At 64.1% G+C, this 16,203-nt stretch carries 12 protein-coding genes; 8 read left to right on the top strand and 4 right to left on the bottom strand.

From position 1 onward, the window contains the following. Positions 1-156 precede the first annotated feature (156 nt). From mutS to NLY42_RS04270, 3 genes are all read left to right on the top strand, one after another. Positions 157-2,886, top strand: coding sequence for a DNA mismatch repair protein MutS (mutS, locus tag NLY42_RS04260; protein ID WP_023755662.1), 2,730 nt, complete (start codon positions 157-159; stop codon positions 2,884-2,886). 73 nt (positions 2,887-2,959) lie between these two features. Further along, positions 2,960-3,424: a nuclear transport factor 2 family protein gene (locus NLY42_RS04265; protein ID WP_023685130.1), complete on the top strand. Its 465-nt coding sequence runs from the start codon at positions 2,960-2,962 to the stop codon at positions 3,422-3,424. A gap of 66 nt (positions 3,425-3,490) precedes the next feature. Further along, the gene (locus tag NLY42_RS04270; RefSeq protein ID WP_023755661.1) at positions 3,491-4,045 is read left to right on the top strand and encodes a TetR/AcrR family transcriptional regulator; all 555 of its coding nucleotides are present in this window, start codon (positions 3,491-3,493) and stop codon (positions 4,043-4,045) included. 4 nt (positions 4,046-4,049) lie between these two features. Here the strand turns inward: NLY42_RS04270 and NLY42_RS04275 are convergent, their stop codons facing one another. From NLY42_RS04275 to NLY42_RS04290, 4 genes are all read right to left on the bottom strand, one after another. Further along, positions 4,050-4,772 carry an MBL fold metallo-hydrolase gene (locus tag NLY42_RS04275; protein WP_023755660.1) on the bottom strand — a complete coding sequence of 241 codons (723 nt, stop codon included), beginning with the start codon at positions 4,770-4,772 and terminating at the stop codon, positions 4,050-4,052. A gap of 88 nt (positions 4,773-4,860) precedes the next feature. Next, positions 4,861-5,706 carry an aldo/keto reductase gene (locus NLY42_RS04280; RefSeq protein ID WP_023685133.1) on the bottom strand — a complete coding sequence of 282 codons (846 nt, stop codon included), beginning with the start codon at positions 5,704-5,706 and terminating at the stop codon, positions 4,861-4,863. A gap of 92 nt (positions 5,707-5,798) precedes the next feature. After that, a complete protein-coding gene (gene copM, locus NLY42_RS04285; protein WP_023685134.1) occupies positions 5,799-6,182 on the bottom strand; it encodes a CopM family metallochaperone in 384 nt (127 codons plus the stop codon). 43 nt (positions 6,183-6,225) lie between these two features. Next, the gene (locus NLY42_RS04290) at positions 6,226-8,739 is read right to left on the bottom strand and encodes a heavy metal translocating P-type ATPase (protein WP_023755659.1); all 2,514 of its coding nucleotides are present in this window, start codon (positions 8,737-8,739) and stop codon (positions 6,226-6,228) included. A 176-nt stretch (positions 8,740-8,915) separates the two neighbouring features. On the opposite strand from NLY42_RS04290, the gene NLY42_RS04295 reads away from it, so the two are divergent. The 5 genes from NLY42_RS04295 (at position 8,916) to NLY42_RS04315 (ending at position 16,103) form a co-directional block, all read left to right on the top strand. After that, positions 8,916-9,758 carry a glycosyltransferase family 25 protein gene (locus tag NLY42_RS04295; RefSeq protein ID WP_023690024.1) on the top strand — a complete coding sequence of 281 codons (843 nt, stop codon included), beginning with the start codon at positions 8,916-8,918 and terminating at the stop codon, positions 9,756-9,758. A 33-nt stretch (positions 9,759-9,791) separates the two neighbouring features. Then, positions 9,792-12,587, top strand: a complete 2,796-nt coding sequence (locus tag NLY42_RS04300; protein ID WP_023715570.1) for a [protein-PII] uridylyltransferase — start codon at positions 9,792-9,794, stop codon at positions 12,585-12,587. 76 nt (positions 12,588-12,663) lie between these two features. Beyond that, positions 12,664-14,271 carry a murein biosynthesis integral membrane protein MurJ gene (gene murJ, locus NLY42_RS04305; RefSeq protein WP_023712866.1) on the top strand — a complete coding sequence of 536 codons (1,608 nt, stop codon included), beginning with the start codon at positions 12,664-12,666 and terminating at the stop codon, positions 14,269-14,271. A 172-nt stretch (positions 14,272-14,443) separates the two neighbouring features. After that, positions 14,444-15,511, top strand: a complete 1,068-nt coding sequence (gene trpS, locus NLY42_RS04310) for a tryptophan--tRNA ligase (RefSeq protein WP_023755658.1) — start codon at positions 14,444-14,446, stop codon at positions 15,509-15,511. Positions 15,512-15,611: 100 nt separating this feature from the next. Beyond that, the gene (locus NLY42_RS04315) at positions 15,612-16,103 is read left to right on the top strand and encodes a universal stress protein (RefSeq protein WP_023755657.1); all 492 of its coding nucleotides are present in this window, start codon (positions 15,612-15,614) and stop codon (positions 16,101-16,103) included. Positions 16,104-16,203 lie beyond the last annotated feature (100 nt).

The following is a 16,203-nucleotide window of genomic DNA, read 5'->3' on the forward strand; positions in this document are numbered from 1 at the left end:
CCCCGCCAGGGCGATCATAGGGTCTGGTTGTCGCCCGAAGCAACCAACGGCTTCACCCGGCGTAGAGGGAGCACAAGCCGCCGTCGAGGCCGGTCGTCCCCTGCTTTTCGAGCCGCCGGCATTAAACCCCGCACCCACATCTGCTAGCGTGCGGGCATGAACATGCACACTTCAGCAGAAACCGACGCCCCAGAGGTGACACCGCCTGCGCCCGTCGGCAGCGTCACGCCGATGATGGAGCAGTTTATCGAGATCAAGGCGGCGAACCCGGATTCGCTGCTGTTCTACCGCATGGGCGATTTCTACGAGCTGTTCTTCGACGACGCCGAAAAGGCGAGCAAGGCGCTGGGCATCGTCCTGACCAAGCGCGGCAAGCACCAGGGTAACGACATTCCGATGTGCGGCGTGCCGGTGCATGCGGCCGACGACTATCTGCAAAAGCTGATCGGCCAAGGTTTTCGCGTTGCCGTCTGCGAGCAGATCGAGGACCCGGCGGAAGCCAGGAAGCGCGGCGGCAAATCGGTCGTACGCCGTGACGTGGTGCGGCTGGTGACGCCAGGCACCATCACCGAGGATAAATTGCTGGCGCCGTCGGAATCGAGCTTCCTGATGGCGCTAGGGCGGGTGAAGGGCGGCAACAGCGGTGACGCCTTCGCCATGGCCTGGATCGAGATCTCGACCGGCGTCTTCCGCGTCGCCGAAACCACGGCCGACCGCCTGCTGGCCGATGTCTTCCGCGTCGACCCGCGCGAGCTGATCGTCGCCGAGCCGGTGTTTTACGATCCCGAGCTGAAGCCGGTGTTCGACGTCATCGGCCGCGTCGCCAGCCCGCAGCCGCCGTCGCTTTTCGATTCGGCTTCGGCAGCGGGGCGGATCGCGCGCTTCTTCGAAGTGGCGACGCCTGACAGTTTCGGTGCCTTCTCGCGCGCCGAATTGTCGGCGATCTCGGGCGCCATCGCCTACGTCGAAAAGACGCAGAAGGCCGAGCGGCCGCCTCTGTCGCGTCCCGAACGCGAGGAGCAGGGCTCGACGCTGTTCATCGATCCTGCGACACGCGGCAATCTGGAACTGTTGCGCACGCTGTCGGGCAGCCGCGACGGCTCGCTGTTCAAGGCTATAGACCGCACGGTCACCGGCGGCGGCGCCAGGCTGCTCGCCGACCGGCTGATGGCGCCGCTGACCGATCCGGCGGCGATTGCCGCCCGGCTTGATTCGGTATCGTTCTTCCGCGCCGAGACGCGGCTCTGCCAGGCGGTGCGGTCAAGCCTGAAGAGCGTCGCCGACATGCCGCGAGCGCTGTCGCGGTTGGCGCTCAACCGCGGCGGCCCGCGCGACCTCGGCGCGCTGCGTGCCGGCTTTGAAGCGGCGGGCGCCATTGCCGAAATCTTCGCCGCAACAGCGCTGCCCCATGAATTGACGGAGGCACTTGCCGCGATAAAGGCGCTGCCGCGCGCGCTGGCCGGGCATCTGACCCAGGCTCTTGGCGAGGAACTGCCGCTGCTGAGGCGCGACGGCGGCTTCGTGCGCGGCGGCTACCATGCCGAGCTCGACGAGATGCGGGCGCTGCGCGATGAGTCTCGCAAGGTGATCGCCGGGCTGGAGCGCTCGCTGATCGAGGAGACTGGCATCCGCTCGCTGAAGATCCGCCACAACAATGTGCTGGGCTATTACATCGAGGTGACCGCCAACCATCATTCGATCATGACCGGCAGCGATGGCGCCAAGGCACGCTTCATCCACCGCCAGACCATGGCCAATGCCATGCGTTTCACCACGACGGAACTTGCCGAACTCGAGACCAAAATCGCCAATGCCGCTGACCGGGCGCTGAGCATCGAGCTTGCCGCTTTCGATACGCTGACGGCTGAGGCGGTCGGCGAGGCGCAGAAGATCCGCGCCGGCGCCGATGCGCTTGCCGTACTCGACGTGTCGGCGGCGCTCGCGCTGTTGTCGGAGAGCGAAGCCTGGTGCCGGCCGCTGGTCGATTCCAGCCTCGCCTTCGACATCTCGGGCGGACGCCATCCGGTGGTCGAACAGGCGCGTCGCCGTTCGGGCGAAGGGCCGTTCGTCGCCAATGATTGCGATCTGTCGCCGCAAGACGGTGCCAAGGCCGGCGCCATCTGGCTGCTCACCGGTCCGAATATGGGCGGTAAGTCGACCTTCCTGCGGCAAAACGCACTGATCGCCATCCTTGCCCAGACCGGCTCCTTCGTGCCGGCGACATCGGCCCATATCGGCGTCGTCGACAGGCTGTTCTCGCGCGTCGGCGCCTCGGACGATCTGGCGCGTGGCCGCTCCACCTTTATGGTCGAGATGGTAGAGACGGCCGCGATCCTCAACCAGGCCGGTGAGCGGGCGCTGGTGATCCTCGACGAAATCGGCCGCGGCACCGCCACCTTCGATGGCCTGTCGATCGCTTGGGCGGCGGTCGAGTATCTGCACGAGAAGAACCGCTGCCGGGCGATCTTCGCCACTCATTTCCACGAAATGACGGCACTCTCCGGCAAGCTGCCGCGACTGCACAATGTCACGATGCGGGTCAAGGAGTGGGAAGGCGACGTCGTCTTCCTGCACGAGGTCGGCAAGGGTGCCGCCGATCGCTCCTATGGCGTTCAGGTCGCTCGCCTTGCCGGTCTGCCGGAAGCGGTGGTCGGCCGCGCCAAAGAGGTGCTGCATCAGCTCGAGGAAGGCGATGTCTCCGGCAAGGCCAACCGACTGGTCGACGATCTGCCGCTGTTTTCGGTGGCAATGAAGCGGGAAGCGGCAAAGCCTGCGGAGAGCGACGCATTGGGCGCAGCGCTGGGTGAGATCAATCCAGACGAGATGACGCCGCGCGAGGCGCTGGAAGCGCTCTACCGGCTGAAGGGGCTGGCGGGGAAAACCTAGCCCGATTTCGGCCTTGACCAATTGTACCGATTGGTACAATGCTCGCCATCGCCTTTGCCGATGGGAGAATGACATGAGCCGTCCGCCGCTGCCGCCCTTCACCGCCGAGACCGCCGCGCAGAAGGCTCGGCTTGCCGAAGACGCCTGGAACAGCCGCGATCCCGAACGGGTTTCGCTCGCCTATACGCAGGACAGCACCTGGCGCAACCGCGCCGAGTTCGTCTCGGGCAGAAATGAGATCGTCTCCTTCCTCACGCGCAAATGGGCTCGCGAGCTCGACTACCGCCTGATCAAGGAGGTCTGGACCTGGAACGACAACCGCATCGCGGTGCGCTTTGCCTATGAATGGCGCGACGACAGTGGCCACTGGTTCCGCTCCTACGGCAATGAGAATTGGGAATTCGACGCGGCCGGGCTGATGCGTAGGCGCGTCGCCAGCATCAACGACCTGCCGATCGCCGAGGGTGAGCGCAAATATCACTGGCCGCTCGGCCGCCGACCGGACGACCATCCCGGCCTGTCCGAACTCGGATTTTAGAATATGATCCCTAGAGCTGTGTCGCGGTTTTCGGCAAAGATCATGCTCAAGCGGAAAAACTAGCGCATGCGCAGGATCGCGCCCGATCGCGCCGATTTGCTCTCCATCATCGGCGAGGTTTTCCGCGAACACGGCTATGAAGGGGCGAGCCTGGCGCGGATCGGTGCGGCGACCGGCCTAGGCAAAGGCAGCCTTTACCACTTCTTCCCCGGCGGCAAGGAAGAGATGGCGGCGGCTGTCATTGCCCATATAAATGGCTGGTTCGAGGAGAATGTCTTCGTGCCGTTGCAGGACAGGGCCTACCCTCGCACGGGTATCGATCGGATGTTCGAAGCGACCGACAGCTATTTCCGCTCGGGACGCCGGGTGTGCCTGATCGGCGCCTTCGCGCTGGACGAATCCCGCGACCTCTTCGCCATTGCGATCAAAAGCTATTTCGGCCGCTGGGTGGCGCATCTTGCCGAAGCGCTGACCCGAAGCGGGCACAGCGCTGCCAGGGCGGACGAACTCGCCGAAGAAACGGTCGGCGCCATCCAGGGCGCGCTCACGCTGGCGCGCGCCTTCGACGACACCGCAGTGTTTTCGCGCGCGTTGCGACGGGCGCGGGCGGCGCTCGGCTAGAGTGCTACAAGGGCTCGAAGCGGAAAGCCGTCTCGGTTCGAAAAACCCGGCCGACGCCGGGCGAATCAAGATGCGCGCCGGCGACGTAGCAGTCGTTGTTGGCCGCAAGCGCCAGCATTTGCAACCGGCTTGCCCTCGCCTGCTGCTGGTCTGCGTCGAATTCCCACGTGATCTCGGGTCGAGCGAATTGAAGCGACGGCACATGTACGATGTCGCCCCAGATCAACAGTGTTTCGCCTGCGCTCACAACGCGAAAGCAAGTGTGGCCGGCTTCATGGCCAGCGGAGCCGATCGTATCGATGTCAGCGCTGACGCGCTGTCCAGCATCGAGAGGCTGGGCGCGATCGTGGAAGCATTCCAGCCTCGCCACGTCGCGAAACATGCCGAGCTCAGCGCGCGGGACAAGCAGGCGAGAGAGCTGCGGGAAGCCGTCGCCACCATCGGCAAGGATGAGCCCGTGTATATGGTCGAGATGGGTGTGGGTGAAAGCAACAGTCCGAATCCGGTCGGTGGCGATCTTCGCCTCGCGCAGCGCCTCGGGCAGGTGCCCCATTGTCGGGTGCCAGGCGTTCGAAGCCCCTGTGTCGATCAGCGTGATGTCGTCGCCGTCATCGATGGCGAAGGCGTTGACCGACAGCCTGAGCGCACCGTCGACGAGCGGTACATGCGAGGGCAGGTTGTCACCGAATGTCCGGTCTCCGGGCTGGCGCAGCCGCCTGATTGGCATGTCGACGTAACCGTCGCGCAGCGACGTGACCGTTATGGCTCCGACTCTATACGCCGTATGATGATACCCGGTCGAAACCCGTTCCAATCTAGATCATCTCCAGCCCGCGCTTGCGCGTCGGCGGTGGAAAGGCGCGGTCGAGTTCGGCGAGGTCTTCGGCCGTCAGCTCGATGTCGAGCGCGGCAACATTCTGGCGGACATGCTCCTGGCTGCTCGCCTTCGGGATGGCGATGACACCGGGCTGCGCCATCACCCAGGCAAGCGCGATCTGTGCTGCCGTGGCGTTGTGGCGGGCGGCGATGGTTTCCAGCCTGGAATTGCGCGCCAGCGCGCCCTGCTCGACCGGCGAATAGGCCATCAGCGGGATGCCGCGCTGCCGGCTCCACGGTGCGAGATCGAATTCGGGGCCGCGCCGCGACAGATTGTAGAGCACCTGGTTGGTCTGGACATGATTGCCAGACGACAGGCCGGTCAGCTCCTCCATTTCGTCGGTGTCGAAATTGCTGACACCCCAGTGGCGTATCTTGCCGGCCTCCTTCAGCGCCTCGAAAGCCTCGACGGTTTCAGATAGAGGCACACTGCCCGGCCAGTGCAGGAGATAGAGATCGATGCGGTCGGTGCGCAGGCGCTTCAAGCTGTTTTCGCAGGCCCGCGCCACGCCGGCGCGCGAGGCATTGGACGGCAATACCTTGGAGACAAGAAAGAGTTCGTCGCGGCGCCCGGCAATGGCTTCCGCTACCACCTCCTCGGCGCCGCCGCTGGCATACATTTCAGCGGTGTCGATCAACGTGATGCCGAGGTCCAGCCCGAGCTTCAGGGCATTGACCTCGCCGGCGCGGCGGCGGGAATCCTCGCCCATCTTCCATGTGCCCTGTCCCAGCACCTGGACGGCCTCGCCCGAAGGCAGTGTGGTGGCTCTTATCGTCGATGGCATGTGGGCTCCTGGCGCCGTGTAATCGATGCGAATGGCATCACAAGCACGGAGAGAAATCCAGAATGAATCTCTCCGGCATGGCCGTTGCTGCCTTACTTCGCCGGATGGGCGGCGAGCCAGGCCTGCATCTTGGCGATCTCGGCTTCCTGCGCGGCGATGACATCTTCGGCCAGCTTGCGGATTTCGGGATCCTTGCCATTGGCGAGTTCCACCTTGGCCATGTCGATCGCGCCCCGATGATGCGGGATCATGCCGCGCACGAAATCGACATCGGCATTGCCGGAATATTCGATCATCATGTCGGTGTGCATCTTGTCCATCGCCGCCTTGTAGCCGTCGGTCGAAGGACCTTGCGCGCCCATCGCGCCCATGTCGTGTTTCATCTCTTCGGATTGCGCCGGGACGCTTTCGAGGAAAACGGCAAGCAGCATTCCCGCCGCCATCATCAAAAGCACGATCTTCTTAGCCAAGGTCATCCATGATCTCCTGTTGATTGATATTCGTATCTGGGGGCTTTGCTCAGAGTTTCAACGTCCGCAGCCGCAATGCGTTGGCGATGACCGAAACCGAAGACAGGCTCATGGCCGCCGCCGCCAGCATCGGCGACAAAAGCGTGCCGGTGAGCGGATAGAGCACGCCGGCGGCAACCGGCACGCCAAGCACATTGTAGAGGAAGGCGAAAAACAGATTCTGGCGGATGTTGCGGATCGTCCCCTGGGCGAGCGTTCGGGCCCTGACGATGCCGTTGAGATCGCCCTTGACCAGCGTAATGCCGGCGCTCTCGACAGCGACATCGGCGCCGGTGCCCATGGCGATGCCGACATCGGCGCTGGCCAGGGCCGGCGCATCGTTGACGCCGTCGCCGGCCATGGCTACGCCGGCACCTTTCGCACGCAACTCCTCGACAAGGGCTGCCTTTTGTTCCGGCAGCAGGCCGGCGCGCACCTCGTCAATGCCAAGGCTTTTGGCGATGGCGCGCGCCGTGCATTCATTGTCGCCGGTCGCTATGATGATCCGCAAGCCTCTGTCGTGCAGCGCCCTGATCGCCTCGGCTGTCGTTGCCTTGACCGGATCGGCGACCGCGACAATGCCGGCCAGTTTTTTGTCCACCGCAACGAACATCGCCGTCTTGCCTTCTGCCTGCAGCGCCTCGGCCCTGGCCGACAGGGAAGCGGTGTCGATGCCGACATCGGCCATCATGGCGGCGTTGCCGAGCGAAACCTTCCTGCCAGACACCGTGCCGGATACGCCCTTGCCGGTGACGGCGTCGAAGCCGCCGGCCTCAACGAGCGTCAGGCCGCGTTCGCCGGCGCCGCCGACAATGGCCTCGGCCAGCGGATGCTCCGAGCCTTTTTCCAGGCCGGCGGCGAGCGCCAGCAATACATTCTCAGACAGGCCTTCGGCAGCGACGACATCGGTCAAGCGAGGCTTGCCTTCGGTCAAGGTGCCGGTCTTGTCGACGATCAACGTGTCGACCGAAGCGAAGCGCTCAAGCGCGGCCGCGTCCTTGATCAGCACGCCCGCGTGCGCCCCGCGCCCGGTGGCGGTCATGATCGACATCGGCGTCGCCAGGCCGAGCGCGCAGGGGCAGGCGATGATCAGCACCGAGACCGCCGAGACGATGGCAAAGATCAAGCTGGGTTCGGGACCGAGGATCGCCCAGGCGGCAAAGGCCGCGAGCGCGACCAGCACGACGGCCGGCACGAAGTAGAAGGAGACGCGATCGGCCAGACCTTGAATCGGCGCGCGCGAACGCTGCGCCTTTGCGACCAGCTCGACGATGCGCGAAAGCGTCGTTTCGGAGCCGACCTTTTCGGCGCGCATGATCAGCGAACCGTTCTTGTTGAGCGTGCCGCCGGTCAAGGCATCGCCTTTCGTTTTTTCGACCGGCAGCGGCTCGCCCGAGATCATCGATTCGTCGATGGAGGAACGGCCTTCCGTTACGATGCCGTCGACCGGCACGGCGTCGCCTGGACGGAGGCGCAGGTGGTCGCCGGTCTTGACCGCATCGAGCGGCACGTCGGTGTCGGAGCCGTCCTCCCCGATCAGCCGTGCCGTCTTCGGCGCCAGGTCGAGCAGCGCACGGATGGCCGAGCCGGTCTTTTCGCGCGCCCGCAATTCGAGCACCTGACCGAGGAATACCAGCGCGACGATGACGGAAGCTGCCTCGAAATAGACCGGGACGGTGCCGCCATGGCCACGGAACTGATGCGGAAAGATGTTGGGAAACAGCGTGGCGACGACACTGTAGAGGTAGGCCGCACCCACACCGAGCGAGATCAGCGTCCACATGTTGGGGCTGCGGTTGACCAGCGACTCCCAGCCGCGGTGGAAGAAGGGGAAGGCCGCCCACAGCACCACTGGGCTCGCCAGCGCCAGTTCCAGCCACACCATCGTCCGCCCGTCGACAAACGCCTGGAACGTCAGGCCGAGCATCGGCGCCATGGCAACGATCAGCAGCGGCACGGACAGCACCGCGCTGACCCAGAACCGTCTGGTGAAGTCTACCAGTTCGGGGTTCGGGCCCTCATCGCCAGTGGGAACGCCCATCGGCTCAAGCGCCATGCCGCAGATCGGGCAGGAGCCGGGCTTGTCTCTTATCACTTCGGGGTGCATCGGGCAGGTGTATTGCGTGCCTTTCGGCACCGGCGACGCCGCCGGCCTGTCGCCGAGATATTTTTGTGGCTCGGCCTCGAACTTCGCCTGGCAGCCGGCCGAGCAGAAATAGAAACCCTGGCCTTCGTGGCGGAAAAAATGCCTGGCGGTAGCGCGGTCGACACTCATGCCACAGACGGGGTCGGTGGCGGTCAGGTATTTTTCGGGCCCGGCGACGAATTTCGTACGGCAACCCTCGCTGCAGAAGTGAAAGAGACGGCCGCCATGCTCGGCCGTCGGCTTGCCCGCGGCCGGATCGACGCTCATGCCGCAGACCGGATCGCGCACCACTGCTTCGGCGGCCGGCTCAGCAGCCTTTGCCGTACAGCAGTTGCCATCGGCCGCGTGCGCGTGGTGGTGATGCTCGGAATGCGCCATCGAAAAGTGCCTTATATCTGTCTGGGTGAGGAGGTAGTGCTTCCAGTAACTGGAAGGTCAAGGGGCGATTTCCACTTTTCGATCGTGGCCGTCATCGCGCACATCGAGGGAAAATCGCTTACGCAACTTTGTTCCCATGCTATGGACGCGCGTCCCACTGCATCGATCCCACCCAAATGAAATGCCTGATTATCAATCTCGATCGGTCCCGCGATCGCCTCGCCCATGTAACGGCGGAGTTCGCGCGCATCGGCATCGCCTTCGAGCGGGTCGCCGCCATCGATGCGCGAGATCGGCCGGATCTGGCCGAAATGCCGCAGGGCAAGAAGCATTTGCGCCTGGCCGACGCCGAGATTGCCTGCCTGCTCAGCCACCAACAGTGTTGGTCGACGATCGCTGCAGGTGAGGATGCTTACGCGGCGATTTTCGAGGACGATGTCGTTTTCCCGGACAAAGCCGGCGCTTTGCTTGCCGATGCGGGCTGGATTCCCGCCGATGCGGACATCGTCAAGTTGGAAACGTTCTTCAACCGGACCGTAATTTCACGCAAGCAAGTTGCCTGCGGCCACGGTTTTTCTGCGAGCAGACTGCACGGGCTCCATATCGGTACGGCGGGATACATCCTGTCCAGACAGGCCGCGCGGGACCTTCTTGCGGCAACGAATGAGATCAGCATTCCCGTCGATCACCTCATCTTCAATCCGCGTTTTGCTACCTCGTCCGACAAGGTCATTTACCAACTCGTCCCAGCATTGTGCCTGCAGGCACAATTCCTCGGCGACAGTCCGGTGAGATTGCCAAGCCTGCTCAAGCAGGAGCGAACAGAGGAATGGGTGGCAAGCGGGATAGGTAAACGGCGCCCCAGGCCAATCACCGCCAAGGTAAGGATCGAGACCAGGCGGTTGACGCGGCAGATCGCCGATCTCTTCCGGCTCCGGCGCGAGATGATCATCCCTTTCTGGTATCGCGGCCGACGCGTCCGTCCGCCCCATACACAGCGCCGTGAAAACGCGCTATAGACGCCGCGCAAAGGCGAGGCCCACCGGCAATCCATGGCAAAAATCTCCCTCAAGCTCGACGCGCTGATCGACAGCGAGGCTTTGCGCCGCGACATGACGGCGCTGATCTCGGCGGCCAGCGGCATCGAGCCCGGCGCGCGCGTCGGTGCGCTCCGGCTGCTGAAGGATCGGCTGACCGAGGGCCGCAAGGTTGCCGAGCGCATGCTGATGGACGATGGCAGCGGCACGGCCTGCGCCGCCCGGCTGTCGCATCTGATGGACGAGATCATCCGCGCCCTCTACGAGTTCGCCGCGACCCACGTCTACCGGGTGAAAAGCCCCTCGACCGCAGAGCGCATGGCGGTCGTCGCCGTCGGCGGCTATGGCCGCGGCACGCTGGCGCCGGGCTCCGACATCGACCTGTTGTTCCTGCTGCCCTACAAGCAGACGCCGTGGGGCGAACAGATCGTCGAATATATGCTCTATATGCTGTGGGACCTCGGGTTGAAGGTTGGCCACGCCACCCGCAACATCGACGAGTGTCTCAGGCTGTCGCGCAGCGATATCACCATCCGCACCACGATCCTGGAAGCGCGGTTCCTGTGGGGCGAACAGAAGCTCTTCGACGAATTGCTCGCTCGCTTCGACCATGAAGTGGTGCGCACCACCGGACCGGAATATGTGCAGGCCAAGCTCGCCGAACGCGACGATCGCCATGCCAAGGCCGGCGAAAGCCGCTATCTGGTCGAGCCCAACGTCAAGGACGGCAAGGGCGGCCTGCGCGATTTGCAGACGCTGTTCTGGATCGCCAAATACTTCTATCGCGTGCGCACCGGCGAGGAATTGGTCGAGAAAGGTGTCTTCACCGAGGCCGAGTACCGCGAATTCCAGAAGGCCGAAGACTTCCTGTGGGCGGTGCGCTGCCACATGCATTTCCTCACCGGCAAGCCAGAGGAACGGCTGCATTTCGATATCCAGCGCGAGATCGCCGAACGGCTGGGCTACACCACCCATCCCGGTCTGTCGGCGGTCGAGCGCTTCATGAAGCATTACTTCCTCGTCGCCAAGGATGTCGGCGACCTCACCCGCATCTTCTGCGCCGCGCTCGAGGAAGAGCAGGCCAAGCATGTGCCCGGCTTCAACCGCATCTTCCTCACCTTCCAGCGCCGCAAGCGCAAGCTGGCAGGCACGTCGGACTTCATTGTCGACAATCACCGCATCAACGTCGCCGACGACAGCGTGTTCGAGCGCGACCCGGTCAATCTGCTCAGGCTGTTCTGGTTCGCCGACAAGCACGGGCTGGAGTTCCATCCCGATGCGCTGAAGCTGCTCACCCGCTCGCTCGGTCTGGTCAACAAGTCGCTGCGGCGCGACGAGGAGGCCAACCGGCTGTTCCTCGACATCCTGACCTCGGACCGCAATGCCGAGCTTAATTTGCGGCGCATGAACGAGGCCGGCCTGCTCGGCAGGCTGATCCCCGATTTCGGCAGAATAGTCGCCATGATGCAGTTCTCGATGTACCACCACTATACGGTGGACGAGCACCTGATCCGCTGCATCGGCGTCTTGGCCGAGATCGAGCGCGGCGACGGCGAAAAGGTGCATCCGCTCTCGCACACGCTGATGCCGGGGCTAGAGAAGAGCCGCGAGGCGCTCTATGTCGCGGTGCTGCTGCACGACATCGCCAAGGGCCGGCCGGAGGATCACTCAGAGGCCGGCGCCCGGATCGCGCGCCGCATCTGCCCGCATATGGGGCTGTCGGCGGCCGACACCGAGACAGTCGCCTGGCTGGTCGAGAACCATCTGGTGATGTCGATGACGGCGCAGACGCGCGACCTCAACGACCGCAAGACGATCGAGGATTTCGCCTCGATCGTGCAATCGGTTGAGCGGCTAAAAATGCTGTTGATCCTGACCGTCTGCGACATCAGGGGTGTCGGGCCGGGCGTGTGGAACGGCTGGAAGGGCCAGCTCCTGCGCACGCTCTACTACGAGACCGAACTGCTTTTGACCGGCGGCTTCTCGGAAGTGTCGCGCGCCAAGCGGACGGCGGCGGCGCGCGAGCGGCTGGCCGAGGCGCTGGCCGATTGGCCGGACAAGGCCCGCAAGCGCTATGTCGGCCTGCATTACGAGAACTATCTGCTGACGGTCGACCTCCCCGATCAGCTGCGCCATGCCGAATTCATTCGCGAAGCCGACGCGGCAGGCAAGAAGCTCGCCACCGTGGTCAGGACCCACCAATTCGAGGCGGTGACCGAGATCACCGTGTTGGCGCAGGATCATCCGCGCCTGCTTTCGGTCATTGCCGGCGCCTGCGCGGGAGCCGGCGGCAACATCGTCGACGCGCAGATCTTCACCACGTCCGACGGCCGCGCGCTGGACATCATCCTGATCTCACGGGAATTCGACCGCGATGAGGATGAGCGCCGTCGCGCCGAGCGCGTCGGCCGGCTGATCGAGGACGTGCTGTCGGGCAAGAGCTGGCTGCCGGAGATGATCGAGAAGCGCACCCGGCCGCGGCGCGGCGCCAAGGTGTTCAAGATTCCGCCGCGCGCCGAAATCCGCAACACGCTGTCGAACCGGTTTTCGGTGATCGAGGTCGAGGGACTGGACCGGCCTGGGCTGTTGTCGGAAATCACCAGTGCGTTGTCCGATCTCTCGCTCGACATCGCCTCGGCTCACATCACCACCTTCGGCGAGAAGGTGATCGACACTTTCTATGTCACCGACCTTACGGGGCAGAAGATCGACAACCCGGCACGCACCGCCACCATCCACGCCAGGCTGATCGCGGCGCTTGAAGGCGTTGTCCCAGAGCGCGGCGGCAAGGCCAAGGCGGCGGCCGAGTGACCATCACTTTGTCCCAATCACCCCCTTTGTCCCAATCATCCCCTTTGTCCCAACCATCCAGGCAATCTCCCCGCGCATGAGCCTCGTCAAGAAATTCGCCACGGTTGCGTCCGGCACGCTGATGAGCCGCGCCCTTGGCTTTGGCCGCGAGATGCTGATGGCTGCCGCACTCGGCACCGGGCCGGTGGCGGACGCCTTCAACGCCGCCTTCCAGTTTCCAAACACGTTTCGCCGGCTGTTTGCCGAAGGCGCTTTCAACGCCGCCTTCGTGCCGCTGTTTGCCAAGGAGATCGAGACCCACGGCACCGACGGCGCCAAGCGCTTTTCGGAGGAAGTGTTCGGCGTCCTGTTCACCGCACTTCTGGCGCTGACCATCGTCATGGAATTGGCGATGCCGCTGATCGTGCGCTATCTCGTGGCGCCGGGCTTTGCCGACACGCCGGGCAAATTCGAGACGACCGTCCTGCTGGCGACGATCATGTTCCCGTATCTCATCTGCATGTCGCTCGCAGCGATGATGGCCGGCATGCTAAATTCGCTGCGCCGCTATTTCGCGGCTGCCGTGGCGCCGGCTTTCCTCAACATCATCCTGATCAGCGTGCTCGGCTACGCCTGGTACCACGGCATGGATGCCCGTGAGGTCGGTTTCAGCCTGTCCTGGGGCGTGCTGGCGGCGGGGCTGGTGCAGCTTGCCATCGTCTGGGTGGCGGTGCGCAATGCCGGCATCGCCATCGGCTTTCGCCGGCCGAAGATGACGCCCAACGTCAAGCGCCTGCTGATCCTGGCGCTGCCGGCGGCGATCACCGGCGGCATCACCCAGATCAACCAGCTGATCGGCACGGCGATCGCGTCGGCGCAGGACAGCGCCGTGTCCTCGCTTGCTTACGCCGACCGCATCTACCAGCTGCCGCTCGGCGTCGTCGGCGTTGCCGTCGCCATCGTGCTGTTGCCGGAGCTGTCGCGGGCGCTGAAATCGGGCAATCTGGTCGAGGCGGCCAATCTGCAGAACCGCTCGGTCGAGTTCACGCTGTTCATGACCTTGCCGGCGGCGGCGGCCCTTTGGGTAATGGCGGAGCCGATCGTGCGGCTGGTCTATGAGCGCGGCGCCTTCGCCGCCAACGGCTCGACGCCGACCGTGGCCGCGATCCTGGCGATTTTCGGCCTCGGCCTGCCGGCCTTCGTGCTGATCAAGGCCTTCACTCCCGGCTATTTCGCCCGCGAGGATACGCGCACGCCGATGATGTTCGCCGCCATTTCGGTCGGCGTGAACGTGATCACGGCACTGACGCTGTTCCCGAGCATGGGCGCGCCCGGCATTGCGGTGGCCTCGGCCGTGGCCGGCTGGGTCAACGCTGTGATGCTGCTCGCCGTGCTGATCCGACGCGGCCATTGGGGCCGCGACGTGCCATTGCTGAAGCGCATTCCGCGCCTGGTGCTGTCGGCTGCGGTGATGGCGGTGGCGCTCTATTTCGCCGAGCACTGGCTGGCCGTCAGGCTCGGCCCCGGCTCGCCACTGGTGATCAAGGCCGTGACGCTTCTCTCATTGGTAGCCGGCGGGGCGCTGCTCTACTTCGTCACGGCTTTCGCCACCGGCGGCGCCGATTTCGGAATGATCCGGCGCAATGTGAAACGCGGCTCGGGCAAGGCAGCGGCGCCAGCGCCAAAGGCCGATCTGGACGAATAGTCCGGGCGAGCTAACAGCAACATCGGTCTTGATCCTCTCCGCCCCTTCGTCCATAAGCGCGCCGTCGCCAGACTTTCGCCGCGCGTGGTTTCCAGCCGCGTGATTGGCTCCGAAAAGTCTGCAACTTTTCGGAATCACGCTTATACGGCCCTCCACAAGCCATGAGGAACCCATGACCGCCTTCAAACAGCTCGTCTTTTCCGGGGTACAGCCGACCGGCAATCTGCATCTCGGCAACTATCTCGGCGCCATCAAGAAATTCGTCGCCCTGCAGGACACGTCAGACTGCATCTATTGCGTCGTCGACCTGCATTCGCTGACGGCACAACTCGTCCATGACGACCTCGCCGACCAGACCCGCTCGATTACCGCGGCCTTCCTTGCCTCCGGCATCGACCCGAAGAAGCACATCGTCTTCAACCAGTCGCGGGTGATGCAGCATGCCGAGCTTGCCTGGATCTTCAATTGCGTGGCGCGCATCGGCTGGATGAACAAGATGACGCAGTTCAAGGACAAGGCCGGCAAGGACCGCGAGAACGCCTCGCTGGGCCTGCTTGCCTATCCCTCGCTGATGGCGGCCGACATCCTGCTCTACCGCGCCACCCATGTGCCGGTGGGCGAGGACCAAAAGCAGCATCTGGAGCTGACCCGCGACATCGCGCAAAAGTTCAATAATGATTTTTCGAGCCGCATCGCCAGTCTTGGCGTCGGCGTCGAGATGCAGGTCGGCGAAGAGACGGTAAACGGGTTCTTCCCGATAACCGAACCGGTGATCGGCGGGCCGGCGGCGCGCATCATGAGCCTGCGCGACGGTTCGAAGAAAATGTCGAAGTCGGACCCGTCCGACCTGTCGCGCATCAATTTGACCGACGATGCCGACACCATCTCGAAGAAGATCCGCAAGGCCAAGACCGACCCGGAAGCGTTGCCAAGCGAAGTCGACGGACTGGAAAGCCGCCCGGAAGCGGAAAACCTGGTCGGCATCTATGCCGGGCTGGCCGAGATGTCGAAGGCGGACGTGCTGAAGGAATTCGGCGGCCAGCAGTTTTCCGTGTTCAAGCCGGCGCTCGCCGACCTTGCCGTGGAAAAACTGGCGCCGATCGCCGGCGAGATGCGCCGTATCGAGGGAGACCGCGCCTATGTCGACGCGGTGCTGAGAGACGGCGGCGAACGCGCCGGCGCGCTGGCTGGGACCACCATGAAGACGGTACGCGACATTATCGGCCTGTTGCAGGGCTGATCCTACCGTCAGTGCACCGCACCATTCTGGCCCAAGGCCGGCGGCTTGCCGCCGGTCTGTCGCGGTGGCAGATTGCGGCCGAAACACCGAGTAGATAGACATGGTCTCCAAACGCCTCAGTCGCGAAGCCGGCCATCGCAGGAAATTCCTGACGATCATCGACGACACGCCCGAGTGCGAGCGCGCCGTCGCCTACGCCTCCAAGCGGGCGCAGAGCACCAACGGCACGCTGGTGCTGCTCTACATCATCACACCGGACGACTTTCAGCACTGGCTGGGCGTCGAGAAGATCATGCGCGAGGAAGCCAACGCCACGGCGCGCGCGGCACTCGACGGCTACGCCAACAAGGTGCGCCAGAAGCTCGGCATCGAGCCCGAGATGGTGGTGCGCGAAGGCAAGCCGACCGAAGAGATCCACAAGCTGATCGAGGAAGACCAGGACATCGCCATCCTGGTGCTGGCGGCAGGTGCCGGCAAGGAAGGACCCGGGCCGCTGGTCGGGGCTGTTGCCGGCAAGGGCGCCGCCTTCCCTATTCCCGTCACAGTGGTGCCGCAGAACCTTTCCGACGAGGAGATTGACAGCCTCGCGTAGAGAGTGATGCGGGAAAGTGTGAAGCGGTTCGGATAACATCACGATCCTGGATTTATAGCCCGCGCGGGATTCCTTCCCAGCCAGCAAAAACATTCCGCCA

The organism is Mesorhizobium sp. C372A, assembly GCF_030323245.1.
Lineage (GTDB): Bacteria > Pseudomonadota > Alphaproteobacteria > Rhizobiales > Rhizobiaceae > Mesorhizobium.